Here is a 17,730-nt window from a genome sequence, read left to right on the forward strand (position 1 = left end):
GTGTCGATTCTGGAAAAGGTCCTTAATGCGGGCGAGGGCCGCATGGTGCGCCGGCTCAAGGCCATCGCCGCCGCCGTCAGCTCGATCGAGGACGACTACGTCAACCTCACCGACGAGGAGCTGCGCGGCATGACCGAGCAGTTCCGGGAGCGGCTCGCCGACGGTGAGACCCTCGACGACCTGCTGCCGGAGGCGTTCGCGGTGGCCCGCGAGGCGGCCGCCCGGGTGCTCGGCCAACGGCCGTACGACGTCCAGGTGATGGGCGGCGCCGCACTGCACTTCGGCAACATCGCCGAGATGAAGACCGGTGAGGGCAAGACGCTGACCTCGGTCATGGCCGTCTACCTCAACGCGCTCTCCGGCGACGGCGTGCACGTGGTCACCGTCAACGACTACCTCGCCCAGCGCGACGCGGCCTGGATGGGTCGCGTGCACGAGTTCCTCGGGTTGACAGTCGGTGTGGTGCTGCCCAACCGGCCGGCCATCGAGCACAAGGCCGCCTACGAGTGCGACATCACCTACGGCACCAACAACGAGTTCGGCTTCGACTACCTGCGCGACAACATGGCCTGGTCGAAGGACGAGCTGGTCCAGCGGGGCCACAACTTCGCGGTGGTCGACGAGGTCGACTCCATCCTGATCGACGAGGCGCGCACCCCGCTGATCATCTCCGGCCCGGCCGAGCACTCGGCCCGCTGGTACGGCGAGTTCGCAGGCGTCGTGGCCCGGCTCCAGCCCGGCACCGACGGCGAGGGCGACTACGAGGTCGACCACTCCAAGCGCACCATCGCGGTCACCGAGCGCGGCGTCGCCAAGGTCGAGGACCGGCTCGGCATCGACAACCTGTACGAGTCGGTGAACACTCCGCTGGTCGGCTACCTCAACAACGCCATCAAGGCCAAGGAGCTCTACAAGCGCGACAAGGACTACATCGTCAGCGACGGTGAGGTCCTGATCGTCGACGAGTTCACCGGTCGCATCCTGCACGGCCGTCGCTACAACGAGGGCATGCACCAGGCGATCGAGGCCAAGGAGGGGGTGGAGATCAAGCAGGAGAACCAGACCCTGGCCACCATCACCCTCCAGAACTACTTCCGCCTCTACAACAAGCTGTCCGGGATGACCGGTACGGCGCAGACCGAGGCGAGCGAGTTCAACAAGGTCTACAAGGTCGGCGTCGTGAGCATCCCGACGCACCGCCCGATGGTCCGCGAGGACCGGCCGGACGTCATCTACAAGACCGAGAAGGCCAAGTTCAACGCCGTCATCGAGGACATCGCCGAGCGGCACCAGCTGGGCCAGCCGGTGCTGGTCGGCACCGTCTCGGTGGAAAACTCGGAGATCCTCTCCCAGTTGCTGCGCCGGCGCGGCATCCCGCACAACGTGCTGAACGCCAAGTTCCACGCCCGGGAGGCCGAGATTGTCGCCCAGGCCGGGCGCAAGGGCGCGGTCACCGTGGCCACCAACATGGCCGGCCGCGGCACCGACATCCTGCTCGGCGGCAACCCCGAGTTCCTCGCGGCCAACGAGCTGCGCCAGCGTGGTCTCGACCCGCTGGAGAACGAGGAGGACTACGCCAAGGCGATGGAGGAGGTCCTGCCCACCTGGAAGCAGGCCTGCGACGCCGAGGCGGACGAGGTCGCCGCCGCCGGTGGCCTGTACGTGCTGGGCACCGAGCGGCACGAGTCCCGCCGGATCGACAACCAGCTGCGCGGTCGCGCCGGCCGGCAGGGCGACCCGGGCGAGTCCCGCTTCTACCTGTCCCTGCAGGACGAGCTGATGCGGCGCTTCCGGGCCGGCGCGGTCGAGGCGGTGATGGAGCGCTTCAACATCCCGGAGGACGTGCCCATCGAGTCGAAGATGGTCACCCGCCAGATCAAGAGCGCCCAGGCCCAGATCGAGGGCCAGAACGCCGAGATCCGCAAGAACGTTCTGAAGTACGACGAGGTGCTCAACAAGCAGCGCCAGGTCGTCTACGCCGAGCGGTTGCGGGTGCTCAACGGCGAGGACCTGTCCGAGCAGGTCCGCAACATGATCGACGACACCGTCGAGGCGTACGTGCGAGGTGCCACCTCCGAGGGCTACGGCGAGGACTGGGACCTGGAGCAGCTCTGGTCCAGCCTCAAGCAGCTCTACCCGGTCGGCGTGACGATCGAGGAGCTGGAGGAGGAGGCCGGCGGTTCCCGGGCCGGCATGGACGCGGACTTCCTGGTCTCCCGCCTCAAGGACGACGCCAACGCCGCGTACGACCGGCGCGAGGAGGAGCTCGGCGAGGACGGCGTACGCCAGCTCGAGCGGATGGTGCTGCTCCAGGTCATCGACCGCAAGTGGCGCGAGCACCTCTACGAGATGGACTACCTCCAGGAGGGCATCAACCTCCGGGCGTACGCCCAGCGCGACCCGGTGGTGGAGTACCAGCGCGAGGGCTTCGACATGTTCGCCACGATGATGGAAGGCATCAAGGAGGAGACCGTCGGTTTCCTCTACAACGTGGACGTCCAGGTCACCGAGCCGGAGCCGGCGGCCGACTCGGAAGAGGTCACGCTGCTCGACAAGCCGGTGGAGATCCGCGCCAAGGGTATCGACCGCTCGCCGCAGCGGCGGGGCCTGCAGTATTCGGCGCCGACGATCGACGGTGAAGCCAGCCCCGGCGCCGTCAGCATCGAGCAGGAGCAGCAGCAGGCACCGGCGCTCGGTGTGGGCCGGCCGCCCCAGGGCACGCCGGCGGCACCCGGGCAGAACGCACCGTCCGCCCCGCAGCGGCCGGCCTCCGGGCTGCGTGGCCCGACGCTCCCGACCGCCGGGTCCCGACGGCCGGTCCCCAACCAGGCCGACGCCGGCCCCTCCCGCAACGCGCCGTGCCCGTGTGGCTCGGGCCGCAAGTACAAGCGCTGCCACGGTGCCCCCAACGGCGGCAACTGACCGATCGCACGTCCCGATGGGCCCTGGCCGACGAGGCCGGGGCCCATCGGCGTCTCCATTCCCGCACCCCGAGCCACGTCCGGCGCCTGGAGCCCTGGCGCCCGCCGTCCCGGCGTCCGGTGTCCCGCCGCCTGGCGCCCCGTGGGCCGGGTCGCCCGTGGGCCGGGCGCCCGGTGATCAGGTCACCCGTGGCCGGGCGAAGATCATCTCGGTTTCTTGGAAGTTGGGGGGTCAGCGGCGGGTTGATACCGCGTCTTCCTGAAAGCCGAGTCGATCAACGTGGGCAAGCTCCGCGAGGGCGCCCCGGCGAGCGTCCGCGCCCGGCGAGCGTCCGCGCTGCGACGGGCGCGCTGCGGTGGGCGCCCGCTCTGCGGCGAGCGCCCGCGCTGCGACGGGCGCGCTGCGGCGAGCGCCAACGCCGCGACGGGCACTGTACGGCGAGCGCCAACGCTGCGGCGAGCGCGCGCGGATCGCGAGCGCGTGTCCGGCCTGGAGCGTCACCGCTTGGGCATGCGTCAGCCGCGTGGCTACGCCCAGCGTCGGGACGGTGGCCGATCGGGCTTCCGTGGGTGGTCAGAGCACGTGCAGGGCCGTGCACAGCCAGCGGCCCCGCCGGTGCTCCAGGCGCAGCGCCATGGCCCAGCTTCGACCACCGTTGCCACTCACCACGGCGGCCGCCTCCACTGCGGCGTCCGCGGGCTCGCAGACGCGCAGCCGAAGCAGCCGCAGAGCCGGCCGCGCCGCCCGACGGCGGACCGGACCGGCCCGGCCGGTCGCCCGGGCGAGCTCGGTGAGCAGTTCGACGGCCCGGCCCGGGTCGAGTAGTGGGCGTACCTGGGCCGGCGAGCGGTAGCCGTTGGCCACCTCCAGGCAGGTGCCGACGAAGCGGTGCGCGGCCCGGGTCGCCTCCGGGGCGGTCGCCGGTGGCAGCGGCGCACCCGGGTGACTGGCCGGCCGCGAGGGCGTCCGTCGTGGGGTCGTTCGACGCTCCGCCGGCCGCACCGGATCCGGCCGTGTCGAGGCGAACAGGTCGAGGGCGAGCTGCCCATCGGTCGACCCCGGCCAGTACGTCTCGTCGGGATACGGCGGATCGATGGGCGGGACGGGGCGCAGGCGCACAGGTGGCCGGAAGGGACCGGGTCGCCGTTCGCTCATCGCTGCTCCCTTTGATCTTGCGTTTGCTTTCGTTTGCCTTCGACTGCCTCATTCTGCGCGTTATAACGGCCTCGGTCAATGCCCTCCGCGTCGAACGCGTCGCCCACCAACGTGATCCACTCGAGTTCGCCGACATCGGGGTATCCAAGCGGGTCGGACACCCCCATTTCGGCGAACCGGAGTGGATCACGGAGGCTGCACGCTCGGTTGGTGCCGGCCTACTCCGGGTCGCGGTCCAGCAGGGGGTTACCGCGTACCCAGTCGGCGGTTTCGGTGTACTTCTGCGCGATGTACTCCTCCAGCCGGGCGCGCTCGACCCGCCACTGGCCGCGTCCGCCGATCTTGATCGCCGGCAGCTCTCCGCTGCGGACCATGTGGTACACCTGCGAGTCCGACACGTTCAGCTCGGCGGCCACGTCGGAGAGCAGCAGGAACCTCGGCTCCACCGGAAACTCCAGGGGTTGACGTCGTTTGCCTCAGTTTGCCATCGACAGAGCGCACCGCCCAGCATCCACCCGGCTCGACGGCGGGCCAACCGTTGGCCGGACACACCGGCGGGAAACTTCCACCGGCCGGAGGCGGGGTGTATGACGGTCACGGCGTGCGGCATGATCTGCGCCCGTGCCGGCTGCCGCCGACACACGACCGAGCGGGGAGACGACCGGTGACCGACGAGCTTGTCCGGGTGTACGTGCCGGCGACCGTACCCATGCTGTCCCGCCTGCGTGAGCAGGGGTTGACCGCCGACCGGGCGCACGCGGTGACGCCCGCGTTGCGCGAGTGGTACGCGGAGGGTGACGAGGAGGAGTTGGAGTACGTCGCGTTCACCCGGGCTGCCCAGGACGCGCTGCACCTACTCAGGGCCGATCCGGCCGCGCCCCGCCGCCGCGTGGTCGTCTCGGTCGACCTGCCGTCCGGCGCGCTCGGTCGTGGCGACGGTGAGCTGGGTTCCAGCACGGTGACGTTGGCGGACACCGTGCCGGTGGGCGCCGTCGCGGCTATCCACGTGGACGGCGCGGACGCCGTCGAGGAGGTGGCCGCCGCCGCCGAGGTGGTGGCCGAGGCCGCTGCCGGCGATCCGGACGCGCAGTTCACCGTCGACGGCGCCGAGGATCACGAGCTGGAGTGGTACGACGTGACGGAGCTGGACCTGCTGCTGCACGCCACCGACTGAGCCCGCCGTGGCCGCCGAGCCGGCCGTGGCCGCCGAGCCGGCCGTGGCCGCCGAGCCGGCCGTGGCCGCCGAGCCGGCCGTGGGCCGCCGAGCCGGCCGTGGGCCGCCGAGCCGGCCGTGGGCCGCCGAGCCGGCAGCGGCCAGCAGGCCGGGCCGGCAGCGGCCGGGCAGCCCCTCGGTGATCGGGCAGACCGAAATGCCCCGTAGGCCGGCCCTCGTTGCTGAGACGCGCAGACAGGCCGGTACCGGACCACCGACCGACTGTGGTCGGGCAAGGCGGTAGAGGTCAGCGAGCCGGGTCGGCTCGTGCCGGGTCGACATCAACGGTGTCGCGAGCGGTCGTCTCCGGCTCGTCCGCCCCGGTCCCGGTCCCGGTCCCGGCCCCGGTCCCGGTCCCGGTCCCGGCCCCAGTCGCGTTCCCCGTCGCTGACGGTGCGGCGCTGGGGTCGTCGGCCACGACGGGGTCGTCGTCGATGTGCGTCGGGCCGAGCGTGCGACCGAACGCGATGAGCGCGGTCAGCGCCCCCACGAAAAGCATCCAGATGCCGTTGTCCACCCGCGAGGTGCCCAGCGAGGTCTGGGCCACCGCGTCCGCTTCGCTGAGCGCGCTGGCCAGGTCCAGCAGCGACCGGCCGCCGATCCGGATGATCACCTCGGCGAGGAGCAGGAGCAGCCCCGGCCCGGCGCCGGCGAGCAGGTAGGCCGGCCAGCGCAGCGTGGGCGTCAGCGGATCCCGGCGCAGCGCTCGCCGTCGTGCCCAGGTGAGGTAGCCGAAGGCGAGCAGCCCGGCCAGCAGCCCGGCGATGAGCGACTCGGTGCGCGACACCCACTTGGCGGCGTCGACAAGCGACTGCTGACTGTCGCCCGCGCCGAAGAGGTCGAACAGCGGGTCCCGGGCGCGACTGAACGCCACCACGAAGACCAGCGCGCCCAGCGCGGCGGTCACCACCGCGCCGACCGCCGGGGCCGTTCGCGCGCCGGCGATCGCACCGCCGATGATCGCGGCGGCCGCGGTGGTGCCGGCGATCACGTTGGTCGTCGAGGTGTCGAAGTACGTCAGGTTGATCGCCAGCGCGGCGGCCAGCCCGACCACCATCCCCGCGCCGATCGCGCCGACGAAGCGCAGGGTCGCCCCGTCGCCGTACCGCCTGGTCAACAGGTTGCCGCCGGCCAGGGCGGTGGCGGCCCCGGCCACCAGCGCGGCCGAGATCACACCGGGCAGGGCGAAGGCGGAGAGGCTGATCGCGGTGATGCCGGCCGCCGCCGAGGTGATGGCCTCCCGGGTCGACCACAACATGGCGGCCAGCCAGCCGAGCGCCAGCAGCGCGAGCACGGCCGCGCCGGGCGCGGGCACCGGCCGCCCGCTGGGGGTGGCCGCGTCGACCGCCGGCTGGTCCGAATCCGCGGCTGGGACGCGGCCGGGCTGCTTGGTCATCGTCTCCCCTTCGAGGCGCCAGGTCACCGACCATTCAGGGTACGCGGACCACCGCGACCCCCACCGAACGAGCCGCACCCCCTGAGTCGGGAGGGCTACCAGTCGACCATCTGTACCCCAATGCCGTACCCCGGCGCAGCGCATCGGGCCCACGGACCGCGACCAACGTCGGGGCTGGGGCGAGCGTCCCCGGCGGAGGGATCAAGCCTGACCGCCCGGAGCCGGGGACGGTCGCCCCAGCCCCACCACCGCGGCCATGTCCCGGAGCCGAGGACTGTCGCCCCACCCCCACCCCGGCGAGCGGTAAGGAGAGAAACGTCGGCCGGTCCTTCGCGTCCGGGTGGTGGTGGAGGCGAGTCCAGCACCCCCGCATGAAAGAATCGTGGGAGGTCCCGCCGCTGCTCGGCCCTCCCGCGCGGCGTCCGGTGTCCGGCCGTCCGGTCGGTGCCCGCGGGTCCGGTTTCGCCACCGCTGTCGAGATCGCCAGGAGCCTTGATGGATGCCGTGTTCTCCGTACCCGAGCCGCGCAACGAGCCGGTTCGCAACTATGAGCCGGGCAGCGGAGACCGGGAGCGGCTCCAGCGGCGGCTGACCGAGCTGGCTGCCGAGCGCGTCGACCTGCCGATGACCATCGGCGGCGAGCAGCGGATGGCGGCCGGCGACCCGATCAACGTGGTGCAGCCGCACAAGCACGCCCACGTGCTCGGCGTGACCGCGCACGCCACCCACGACGACGCCCGCGCCGCGATCAAGGCTGCCAAGGACGCCGCTCCGATGTGGCGGGCGCTGCCGTTCGAGGAGCGCGCCGCGATCTTCCTACGCGCAGCCGAGCTGCTCGCCGGTCCCTGGCGCGACACCCTCAACGCCGCCACGATGCTCGGCCAGTCGAAGACCGCCATCCAGGCGGAGATCGACGCGGCCTGCGAGTTCATCGACTTCCTCCGGTTCAACGTGCACTTCGCCCGCCGCCTGCTGGAAGAGCAGCCGGCGTCCTCGCCCGGTGTGTGGAACCGCTTCGACCACCGCCCGCTGGAGGGCTTCGTCTACGCGGTCACCCCGTTCAACTTCACGGCCATCGCCGGCAACCTGCCGTCGGCGCCGGCGCTGCTCGGCAACACGGTGATCTGGAAGCCGGGTCCCACCCAGCAGTTCGCCGCGCACTTCACCATGCGGTTGTTCGAGGCCGCCGGCCTGCCGCCCGGCGTGATCAACATGGTCACCGGTCGGGGCGAGGAGGTCTCCGACGTGGTGCTCGCCGACCCGGATCTGGCCGGCATCCACTTCACCGGCTCGACAAAGGTCTTCCAGCAGTTGTGGCGGACCGTCGGTGACAACATCGCCCGCTACCGGGGCTACCCGCGTCTGGTCGGGGAGACCGGCGGCAAGGACTTCGTGGTCGCGCACACGAGCGCCGACGTGGACGCCCTGCACACCGCGCTGATCCGTGGCGCGTACGAGTACCAGGGCCAGAAGTGCTCGGCCGCCTCACGGGCGTACGTGCCGCGCTCGCTCTGGGAGGGTGGCCTGCGCGACCGCCTGGCCGCCACCGCCGACTCGCTCACCTACGGCGACGTGGCCGACTTCGGCAACTTCGGTGGCGCGGTGATCGACGACAAGGCGTTCGCCAGGCACACTGCGGCGCTGGAGCTGATCGCCGGTGACGACAGCTGCCGGGTCCTCGCCGGTGGCACGGCCGACGACTCGGTCGGCTACTTCGTCCGGCCGACGCTCTTCGAGTGCGGCGACGCCGCCCACGAGACCTTCACCACCGAGTACTTCGGGCCGATCCTGGGCGTGCACGTGTTCGACGACGCGCGCTTCGACGAGGTGGTCACGCAGGCCGAGTCGATCGCCCCGTACGCGCTGACCGGGTCGGTGTTCGCCACCGACCGCCGGGTCATCGACGCGGTCGGCGAGCGCATGCGGTACGCGGCAGGCAACTTCTACATCAACGACAAGCCGACCGGCGCGGTGGTCGGGCAGCAGCCGTTCGGTGGTGCCCGGGCCAGCGGCACCAACGACAAGGCGGGCTCCTGGCTCAACCTGGTCCGCTGGGTGTCGCCGCGGACGATCAAGGAGACCTTCGTGCCGCCGACCGACCACACGTACCCCCACATGGGCTGACCTGCGGCGACCCGCCGGCGGCGTGTTCCGCGCCGCCGGCGGTCGGCCAAGGGCCGCAATCCATCGATAGTCCTCAACGGACAGTCTGTCGCCGACAGTGCACTTAGGAAGTCCTGTCGGGTGGCAAACTGCCAAATCCTGGACGCCGGCAGCGCAAAGTGGCAGCGTAACGGGCATGGCGGATTCCGGAGTCAACCCTACGGCGGCGGCCCTTCTCGGGCTCCTCCATGAGGGCCCGATGACAGGCGGTCAGTTGATGGCCGCCGCTGAGCGCCGTCTGGCGCCGTACTGGTCGATGACCCGCAGTCAGGTCTACCGCGAGTTGCCGGTGCTGGCCGAGCGAGGTTACGTGCGGCTCGGCAAGCCGGGCCCCCGCATGAGCCAGCCGTACGCGCTCACCGCCAGCGGGAAACGGACATTTTCCCGCTGGTTGGCGGAGAACCCGGGGCGGGACACCATCCGCAACCCGATCGCGCTCCGGATGGCCTTCGGCAACCTGCACTCGTCCAGCCAGCTCAAGAGCCTGTACGCCTCGGCCAACGAATACCACACCGAGGCCCTCGCTCAGGTACGCGAACAGGTCAAGAACGCCAAACGGGACGGCGAGACGTACGACGCCAGCGCGCTGGAGTTCGCGGTCGCCTACCACCGGGCGGCCCTGTCCTGGCTGAAGTCCGCCCCCGTCGGGTGACGCCGGGCGGGTTCGCCCACCGGCAACGAGCTGAGCAGCCTGCAACGGCGCAGCGTCAATTTGGCGTCGGCCTGCGGGGCTCGCAAGCTCACTCCTCGCCTGCGCAGTACGCTTATCTGTCGTGACCGCTGCCGATTACGCCGAACAGCTCAAGGAACTCGACGCGACCCTGCGAAACATCGAGGCCGTCCTCAACCTCGACCGACTCCACGAGGACAAGGCCCGCCTGGAGCAGGAGGCGTCCGCCCCCGACCTGTGGGACGACCAGGCCAAGGCGCAGCAGGTGACCTCGCAGCTGTCGTACGTCAACGGCGAGATCAGCAAGCTGGGCAGTCTGCGCTCCCAGCTCGACGACGCGCGGGTGCTGCTGGAGTTGGCCGAGGCCGAGGCCGACCCGGGCGTGCTGACCGAGGTCGAGGCGGAGATCACCAGCCTGACCAAGTCCATCCAGGAGATGGAGGTCCGCACCCTGCTCTCCGGCGAGTACGACTCCCGGGAGGCGCTGGTCGCCATCCGGGCCGGCGCCGGTGGCGTGGACGCGGCGGACTTCGCCGAGATGCTGCTGCGCATGTACCTGCGCTGGGCCGAGCGGCACGGCTACCCGACCGAGGTCTACGAGACCTCGTACGCCGAGGAGGCGGGCCTGAAGTCGGCCACCTTCGCGGTGAAGGTGCCCTACGCGTACGGCACGCTCAGTGTCGAGTCGGGCACCCACCGGCTGGTCCGGATCAGCCCGTTCGACAACCAGGGCCGCCGGCAGACCAGCTTCGCGGGCGTGGAGGTGCTGCCGGTGACCGAGCAGACCGACCACATCGACATCCCGGAGAACGAGGTACGCGTCGACGTCTACCGCTCCTCCGGGCCGGGTGGGCAGAGCGTCAACACCACCGACTCGGCGGTCCGGCTCACCCACATCCCGACCGGCATCGTGGTGACCTGCCAGAACGAGAAGTCCCAGCTACAGAACAAGGCCTCCGCGCTGCGGGTGCTCCAGGCCCGGCTGCTGGAGCGCAAGCGCCAGGAGGAGCAGGCCAAGCTGGAGGGCCTGAAGGAGAACGCGGCCGGTTCGTGGGGCGACCAGATGCGCTCCTACGTCCTGCACCCGTATCAGATGGTGAAGGATCTCCGAACCGAGCAGGAGACCGGCAATCCGAGCGCGGTCTTCGACGGCGAGTTGGACGGTTTCATCGAGGCTGGCATCCGTTGGCGTAAGCAGCGGCAGCTCGCCGGCGACGGTGCGTGACGGCTCGCGGGCGGAGCGCGTCGTCGATCTCCAGGTGAGGGCCTGATTCGACGACGCGCGCCTCTTCCGCGGGGCGTGGGGCTTGGCTCAGTTGTTACACCGCGTAGACTCACGACCCGTGATTCAGCTTGAGCAAGTGACGAAGACGTACCCGAAGGCGTCCCGGCCTTCGCTCGACAACGTGTCCGTCTCGATCGAGAAGGGCGAGTTCGTCTTCTTCATCGGTCCATCCGGCTCCGGCAAGTCCACAATCATCAAGATGCTGCTGCACGAGGTCACCCCCAACAAGGGGCGGGTCATCGTCAACAGCAAGGACGTCACGTCGATGCGCTCCTGGAAGCGACCCCACTTCCGGCGTTCGATCGGCTGCGTCTTCCAGGACTTCCGGCTGCTGCCGAACCGCACCGCGTACGAGAACGTGGCGTTCGCCCTCGAGGTGATCGGCAAGACCAAGGCGGTTGCCCGCCGGGTCGTGCCGGAGGTGCTGGAGCTGGTCGGGCTCGGTGGCAAGGAGCACCGCTACCCGCACGAGCTCTCCGGTGGTGAGCAGCAGCGGGTCGCCGTCGCCCGGGCGTTCGTGAACCGTCCGCTGATCCTGCTGGCGGACGAGCCCACCGGAAACCTGGACCCGGACACCTCGATCGAGATCATGCGCCTGCTGGACCGGATCAACCGCACCGGCACGACCGTCGTGATGGTCACCCACGACTCCAACATCGTGAACCAGATGCGCCGCCGGGTCATCGAGATCGAGAGCGGCCGCATCGTGCGTGACCAGGCCCGCGGCGTCTACGGGTGAGCCGGCGCTCCACCCCTGCGCAGCCTGACGACGAACACTTCATGCCGGAGACCCGGAGGAAATCCCGATGCGCGTGAAATACGTCCTGTCCGAGGTACTGGTCGGACTGTGGCGCAACGTGACCATGACCATCGCGATGATCATCACGATGGCGGTCTCGCTGACCATGCTCGGCGCCAGCGGTCTCATGTACCGCCAGGTTGACGACATGAAGGACCTCTACTACAAGAACATCGAGGTCTCGATCTTCCTGAGCCAGGAGGTGAGCGAGCAGCAGCGCACCGACCTGGACGCCAAGCTGAAGAGCGACCCCCTGGTCAAGGAAGTCATCTACGTCAACAAGGACGAGGCGTACAAGAAGTTCCAGGAGATGTACCAGGACGCGCCGGACCTGGTCAACGCCGTCAAGCCGGACCAGCTGCCCGAGTCGTTCCGGCTCAAGCTGAACAACCCGGAGCAGTACAAGAACATCTACGACCAGTACAAGGACACCGAGGGTGTCGACGAGATCGTCGACCAGAGTCGACTGCTCGACAAGATCTTCGACGTCCTCACCGCGATCCAGAACATCGCCCTGGCCGCCGCGATCGTGATGGCCATCGCCGCACTGCTCCTGGTGGCCAACACCATCCAGGTCGCCGCGTACAGCAAGCGGCGTGAGGTGGCGGTCATGAAGCTGGTCGGCGCGTCCAACTGGTTCATCCAGGCACCGTTCGTGCTGGAGGCGGTGGTGGCCGGCCTGATCGGCTCACTGCTCGGCCTGGTGGCCCTGGTGGCGGCGAAGTATCTGCTCTTCGACGGATCGCTCAAGGCGTTGCAGGGCCTGCTGTCGCCGATCAGCTGGGGTGACATCCTGTTCATCTTCCCGCTGATGGCCGGCGTCGGTGGCCTGGTCAGCGCCGGCACCGCCTGGATCACCCTGCGCTTCTACCTGCGGGTCTAGGCAGCGTACGGGTCGTCCCGTCGCAACTTCGGGACCCTCCCGCGGCCGGAATAAACGGCGCGGGAGGGTCCTTCTCATTCGGGTAGCATGATCGGTTGTCCGGCCGGGGTGAGCCCGGCGACGGACGACTTCTGGAGAGGGGGTGGCGCCGATGCCACGGGAGAAGGGGCGCAAGGTGGTCGCCTCCAACAAGAAGGCCCGCCACGACTACGCGATCCTCGACACGTACGAGGCGGGCATGGCGCTGACCGGCACCGAGGTCAAGTCGCTGCGGGCCGGGCGCGCGTCGCTTGTCGACGCGTTCGCCCAGGAGCGCGACAACGAGTTGTTCCTGCACTCCATGCACATCCCGGAGTACACCCAGGGCACCTGGACCAACCACGAGCCCCGGCGTACGCGCAAGCTGCTGCTCAACCGGGGCGAGCTCGACAAGCTTCTCGGCAAGACCCGAGAGGGCGGTCTGACCATCGTCCCGTTGCAGGTCTACTTCTCCGACGGCTGGGCCAAGGTCGAGATCGCGCTGGCCAAGGGCAAGAAGTCGTACGACAAGCGTCAGGACCTCGCCAAGCGCGACGCGGACCGGGAGATCGCCCGGGTGTCCGGTCGACGCGGCAAGGGCATGGACGACTGATTCGCCCTGTTTGTCCGGGTCGGCGCGCCGTCACCGGGGCTCGGGATGAAAGCCGTTGCGGCAGGCGTTAGTCTTGTCAGTGCCACCACATCGGTGGCCTGTCGAGGGGGTGACTGGTTTCGACTTCGTACGCAGCGACAGGGGAAGCGAGCCGAGGAAGCCGACGTCGTCTCGAGAATCGGTCGTCGGAAACTTATAAGCGCCAAGAACCAACGCGCTGACTTCGCTCTCGCCGCCTGAGGCGAGTAGCTAAGTCTGTCGGCCTGGGAACGCCTTCGTCCCAGTAGCCGGCATCAGCTAGAAGGCTGGCCAATCGGACCCGGTCGCGGGGTCCGTGCGGCGAGATCAATCAGCGACTGGGCCCGTCACACCAACTTGCTCGCGTGAGCGGTGGGGCCGAGTAGAGGCACAGCGAGCTGCGCTCGGAGAAGCCCTGACAAACCGGCGAAGGACCCGGGTTCGATTCCCGGCACCTCCACCACCTCGAAGCGATGCGCCCCGGCCAACGGCCGGGGCGCATCGTCGTTTCCGACGGGCGACCGAGGAAGCACGGCGAGCGGATCAGCGGGAGACTCGAACCGCCACCGACGCCGGGGGTTGCGGGCGGGTCGCCGACGCCTACGCTGCCGCTGTGACGAACCAGCAGCTACGCCTGTCGGTCGGCGCGTCGGCCGGCCAGCGCACGCTCGCGGTGGTGACGGGAGTCCTCGTCGCGGCGTTCGGTGCGACGTTCTTTCTCGTCCCCCTGCTCGCCGGCGGGCTGCTGCGCCGCCTCACCGGCCCGGGGGACGGATTCGCCTCCTATGAGGAGGCCCGCGACCTGCCGCCGGGAATGCTGCCGCCCGCGCTGCGGGAGTCCGGCGGCTCGGCCGGGTCTGGACCGGCCCTCGGGCTGTGCGGGCTGCCGTTCGTCCTGCTCGGTGTCTATCTGGTGCTGCGCGTGCTCCGGACGGCCGCGTGGCTGGAGGGCAGCCGGGTACGGGTGCGGGGCGCCCTGCGCAGTCGTACCGTCGATCTCGCCACCGCATCCATCGACTCCCGGCCCCACGGCGACTCGCCAGCCCGTGCGGGTCGGTCGCCGGCCGTCGTGGTCACCGATCGGGCCAGCGGGCAGCGGATCACCATTCCGCTGCGGGGGATGGGTCTGCCCCTCCTGCCGCCGTCCGAGCTGCGCGCGCTCGCCGACGCGTTCGCGGCGGGTCGACCCGGCGCGGCGCCCAGTGACGAGGCTCGCGCCGTCGCCGCCGATCTGCGCCGCCTGGCGGACGCCTGAGCGGCACGCAGACGGCGGCGGTTGAGGCGGGAGTGAACCGCTGTGACCACTGGGGCAGATGAGCAGGAAACGCCCCTGGACAGGGGGAACGGGCGGGTTCACCATCACGGTATGGGATAGCAGAGCCGTGCGGGAGGTGCCATGGTCACCGGTGGAGCCCAGCAGCCGTCAGCCACCGCCCGGTCGTCCGCCACCCGCACGCATGTGGTCGGGCTCCCCGGTGAGCCGCGTCCCGCCGGTCTCGCCGGCGACCTGCACGCCCTGGCCCGGGCCGTCGCCCTCGCGACGAGCGAGCCGCGCTGGCGTGAGACCGTGCTGCTCCGCCTGCACCCGGTCGGGCAGGGCTTCGCCGAGCACGTGCGGGCCACCGAGGGGCCGGCCGGCCTCTATCGGGAGCTGCTCACCCACTCGCCCCGCCTCGACCACGGGATCCGGCTGTTGACGCGGGAGCACGCCCCGATCGTCGCGGCGGTCCTGGCCGTGCAGCGGCTCGCCGAGCGGTCCGAGGCCAGCCCCGACGAGCTGCGACACCGCACGGGTCACCTCCTGCGGACGCTCACCCGGCATCGGCGGCGCGGCGCCAATCTGCTCTGGCAGGCGTACCAGACGGATCTGGGTGGCGAGACCTGAGCCGAAGCGGGAACCGGCATGTCGACGGACGCGTCGAAGCGGGCATGCGTCGGCCGGCTCTGTTGCTCGTACTTCCACTGCTTGTCACTGTGGGCTGCACCGCGACCGGCGGTGACCCGGCCGCCGGGCCCACCGGGCCGGCGCCGCGCGCGGAGGCCTTCGACCAGCGGGCCACCGAGGTCGCCGAGGCGTGGCGACCCGGCCCCGACTGGCGCACGGGGTACGTCCCGTTGCAGGGGCCGACCGTGCTCACCGGCGACCCGCGCTTCACCCCCGACACCGAGACTGCCTTCCGGTCCGGTTGGTTCCGCGTCCAGGTCGCCATCCCGCCCACCCGCGTCGGTGCCGAGATCCGGTTTCCGGACGGCCGGTTGACTCTGCCACTGGTCAGCGCGGCGGAGGCGTTCCGGCAGCTCGACCGCGACGACCCCATGCCCTGCCTGGAGCGACCGAAGCGGTCCGGACGACCGACGCCCGGCGGCCCCACCGTCGAACCAGGGCCGGACGGTTGGGTCACCGGTACGCCGGAACCTGCGCCTCGCCCCTGCCGCTCGCTGACCGTCACCGGGGTGACGCTCTCCAGCGTGCCGGTCCGCACCAGCCGGGGCGAGGCGCAGGTTCCGGCGTGGCTGTTCACGATCGAGGAGCTGGCCACACCGGTCGCGCAACTCGCCGTCGCGCCGTCGGCGGTCTCGCCGGTCCCCGAGCCCACCGGGCCGCCCCGCTCGCTGCCGGACGGGCTGGTGGCCGCCCAGGACCTGACGGCGGTGGACGGCGCGCGACTGACCTTCCGACTCGGCGTCGGTGCCTGCGACACCGGGATCACCCCGCTGGTGCGGGAACTGCCCGACGTGGTGGTGGTCGGCGGGCGGGTCACCCGCTCGACCGGAGTGTGCACCGACCAGCTCAAACTGGAGCCGGTCACCATCACCCTGGCCGCCCCGCTGGGGGCACGGGCGGTGCTGAACGTGGCCACCGGCGCTCCGCTGTCGTTCGCCCCGCGCTGACCCGACCAGGCCCGCGAGTTCAGAGAATCGTGGGCACGTCGGTGCTGATCGGCACCGGCAGCACCGTGGGTCCCTTGGCACGCAGGCCGGAGGCGAGGGCGGCACCGAGCTCGTCGGGGGTCTGCACCACCTCGGTGGCGCAGCCGTAGCCGGCCGCGATCGCGGTGATGTCCAGCCCCGGCAGATCCAGCCCCGGCACCCCTGGAGTGTCCTTCAGCTCGGCGAACGCCTTGAGGATCGCGTACTGCTGATTGACCGGGACGACGACCACCACGGGCAGCGCCAGGCGCGCGGCCGTCCACAGCGCCTGTACGGAGTAGTGGAACGAGCCGTCGCCGATCACCGCCACCACCGGCCGTCCACGTCCGGTGTCCCGCTCGGCCAGCGCCACCCCGATCGCGGCCGGCAGGCCGTAGCCGAGGCCGCCGCTGGCCATCGTGAAGTACGACGCCGGTCGGTTGATGCGCAGGTGGCGGCGCAGCGCGGACAGGTTGGACGGTGACTCCTGGACCAGCACGCCGTCGGCCGGCCAGTGTGCCGCCAGGGCGGCGAACATCGCGTCGGCGCTCAGCGGGACGGTGACCTCCGGCGGCGGCGGAACGGCCCGGGGCGCCGGCGGCTGTCGGCTGGCGGCCGGAACGAGGTCGAGCAGTGCGGCGAGCGTCAGCCCGGGGTCGCCGAGCAGGCTGTCCCCGACGGGCGCGCGGGCTGCCTCGTCCGGATCGTCCGTGACGTGCAACAGGCGGGCGCCCTCGGGCAGGTGGTCGCCCGGCACGTGCGGGTAGTAGCGGAACACCGGGGCGCCGACGACCAGGACGGTGTCGTGGCCGCGCAGCGCCTCGGCCAGCGGTCCGATGGCGAACGGCAGGACCCCGCGGAACTGCGGGTGATCCTCCGGGAACACGGCCCGTTCCGGTGCCGGGGCCGACCAGACCGGTGCCCCCAGCCGCTCGGCCAACGCGACGGCCGCCGGCCAACTGCCGGAACGGTCCACGCCGGGCCCGAACACCAGCACGGGATCGCGGCTGTCGGCCAGCACCCGGGCGAACATCTCCAACCGCTGCGGATCCGGCCCGAAGCGGGTCGCCACCGAGCGCGGCGCGGGCGGCGCCTCGGCGGGCCGGGCCCAGTCGTCCATCGGCAGGGAGAGGAAGACCGGCCCGACGGGCGGCTGCACGGCGGTCGCGTACGCCCGCAGCAGCGCCGCCGGAATGTCCTGCGCGCGGACCGGCTCGTAACTCCACTTGACGTACGGCTCGGGCAGCTCCACGGCCCGACGGCTGGTCAGTCGGGGCTCCAGCAGCAGCATCTCCCGGGTCTGCTGGCCGGCGGTGACGATCAGGGGCGTCTTGTTGTGCCAGGCGGTGACGAGGTTGCCCATGCCGTTGCCCATGCCCGGGGCGGTGTGCAGGTTGACGTGCGCCGGCCTGCCGGCCGCCTGGGCGTACCCGTCGGCCATCGCCACCGCCGTGGCCTCGTGCAGCGCGTGGACGTACTGGAAGTCGGTGGGGAAGTCCCGCAGGAACGGTTCCTCGGTGGAACCGGGGTTGCCGAAGACGGTGGTCATGCCGAGGGTGCGGAGCACGTCGTACGTCGCGTCCCGGACCGTTGTCATCGTCACCTGCCTCCGTGTCGCGGGCAGGGGTGACCCTGGTCGCCCTCCCGATCAGCCGAATCTATCGGGATGTGACAGACCTTTCGGG

15 protein-coding genes and 1 other RNA gene are annotated in these 17,730 nt (G+C 70.9%); 12 read left to right on the plus strand and 4 right to left on the minus strand.

Annotated features, from left to right (window positions below):
• On the plus strand, nucleotides 1-2,922 hold the full coding sequence (gene secA / locus AB0K10_RS01305; RefSeq protein WP_363678747.1) for a preprotein translocase subunit SecA: 2,922 nt from the start codon (nucleotides 1-3) through the stop codon (nucleotides 2,920-2,922).
• A 573-nt stretch (nucleotides 2,923-3,495) separates the two neighbouring features.
• On the opposite strand, the gene AB0K10_RS01310 is transcribed toward secA, so the two are convergent.
• Nucleotides 3,496-4,077 (minus strand): Rv3235 family protein, encoded by a 582-nt coding sequence (locus AB0K10_RS01310; RefSeq protein WP_363678749.1) that lies wholly within the window; start codon nucleotides 4,075-4,077, stop codon nucleotides 3,496-3,498.
• Nucleotides 4,078-4,295: 218 nt separating this feature from the next.
• A complete protein-coding gene (locus AB0K10_RS01315) occupies nucleotides 4,296-4,523 on the minus strand; it encodes a helix-turn-helix domain-containing protein (RefSeq protein WP_363678751.1) in 228 nt (75 codons plus the stop codon).
• Between the two features lie 218 nt (nucleotides 4,524-4,741).
• On the opposite strand from AB0K10_RS01315, the gene AB0K10_RS01320 reads away from it, so the two are divergent.
• Entirely contained in the window at nucleotides 4,742-5,251 is a 510-nt protein-coding gene (locus tag AB0K10_RS01320) for a hypothetical protein (protein WP_363678753.1), read from the plus strand.
• 286 nt (nucleotides 5,252-5,537) lie between these two features.
• On the opposite strand, the gene AB0K10_RS01325 is transcribed toward AB0K10_RS01320, so the two are convergent.
• Nucleotides 5,538-6,686 carry a hypothetical protein gene (locus AB0K10_RS01325; RefSeq protein ID WP_363678755.1) on the minus strand — a complete coding sequence of 383 codons (1,149 nt, stop codon included), beginning with the start codon at nucleotides 6,684-6,686 and terminating at the stop codon, nucleotides 5,538-5,540.
• A 495-nt stretch (nucleotides 6,687-7,181) separates the two neighbouring features.
• On the opposite strand from AB0K10_RS01325, the gene pruA reads away from it, so the two are divergent.
• From pruA to AB0K10_RS01375, 10 genes are all read left to right on the plus strand, one after another.
• Nucleotides 7,182-8,810: an L-glutamate gamma-semialdehyde dehydrogenase gene (gene pruA / locus AB0K10_RS01330; protein WP_363678757.1), complete on the plus strand. Its 1,629-nt coding sequence runs from the start codon at nucleotides 7,182-7,184 to the stop codon at nucleotides 8,808-8,810.
• A gap of 175 nt (nucleotides 8,811-8,985) precedes the next feature.
• A complete protein-coding gene (locus AB0K10_RS01335) occupies nucleotides 8,986-9,501 on the plus strand; it encodes a PadR family transcriptional regulator (RefSeq protein ID WP_363678759.1) in 516 nt (171 codons plus the stop codon).
• Nucleotides 9,502-9,622: 121 nt separating this feature from the next.
• Complete coding sequence (gene prfB / locus AB0K10_RS01340; protein ID WP_363678761.1) at nucleotides 9,623-10,744, plus strand: peptide chain release factor 2; 1,122 nt, start codon at nucleotides 9,623-9,625, stop codon at nucleotides 10,742-10,744.
• 118 nt (nucleotides 10,745-10,862) lie between these two features.
• On the plus strand, nucleotides 10,863-11,543 hold the full coding sequence (gene ftsE, locus AB0K10_RS01345) for a cell division ATP-binding protein FtsE (RefSeq protein ID WP_007455859.1): 681 nt from the start codon (nucleotides 10,863-10,865) through the stop codon (nucleotides 11,541-11,543).
• Nucleotides 11,544-11,610: 67 nt separating this feature from the next.
• Complete coding sequence (ftsX, locus tag AB0K10_RS01350; protein ID WP_363678763.1) at nucleotides 11,611-12,486, plus strand: permease-like cell division protein FtsX; 876 nt, start codon at nucleotides 11,611-11,613, stop codon at nucleotides 12,484-12,486.
• Between the two features lie 151 nt (nucleotides 12,487-12,637).
• The gene (smpB, locus tag AB0K10_RS01355; protein ID WP_007455863.1) at nucleotides 12,638-13,117 is read left to right on the plus strand and encodes an SsrA-binding protein SmpB; all 480 of its coding nucleotides are present in this window, start codon (nucleotides 12,638-12,640) and stop codon (nucleotides 13,115-13,117) included.
• A gap of 105 nt (nucleotides 13,118-13,222) precedes the next feature.
• Nucleotides 13,223-13,598: a transfer-messenger RNA gene (gene ssrA / locus AB0K10_RS01360) on the plus strand.
• A 150-nt stretch (nucleotides 13,599-13,748) separates the two neighbouring features.
• Nucleotides 13,749-14,390 carry a hypothetical protein gene (locus AB0K10_RS01365; RefSeq protein ID WP_363678766.1) on the plus strand — a complete coding sequence of 214 codons (642 nt, stop codon included), beginning with the start codon at nucleotides 13,749-13,751 and terminating at the stop codon, nucleotides 14,388-14,390.
• Nucleotides 14,391-14,531: 141 nt separating this feature from the next.
• Complete coding sequence (locus AB0K10_RS01370; RefSeq protein WP_363678768.1) at nucleotides 14,532-15,020, plus strand: hypothetical protein; 489 nt, start codon at nucleotides 14,532-14,534, stop codon at nucleotides 15,018-15,020.
• Nucleotides 15,021-15,064: 44 nt separating this feature from the next.
• Nucleotides 15,065-16,027 (plus strand): hypothetical protein, encoded by a 963-nt coding sequence (locus AB0K10_RS01375; RefSeq protein WP_363678770.1) that lies wholly within the window; start codon nucleotides 15,065-15,067, stop codon nucleotides 16,025-16,027.
• A 19-nt stretch (nucleotides 16,028-16,046) separates the two neighbouring features.
• Here AB0K10_RS01375 and mdlC read toward each other — a convergent pair whose 3' ends face one another.
• Nucleotides 16,047-17,642, minus strand: coding sequence for a benzoylformate decarboxylase (mdlC, locus tag AB0K10_RS01380; protein ID WP_363678772.1), 1,596 nt, complete (start codon nucleotides 17,640-17,642; stop codon nucleotides 16,047-16,049).
• Between the last annotated feature and the right edge of the window lie 88 nt (nucleotides 17,643-17,730).

The organism is Micromonospora sp. NPDC049274 (assembly GCF_040678875.1).
Taxonomy (GTDB): domain Bacteria; phylum Actinomycetota; class Actinomycetes; order Mycobacteriales; family Micromonosporaceae; genus Micromonospora.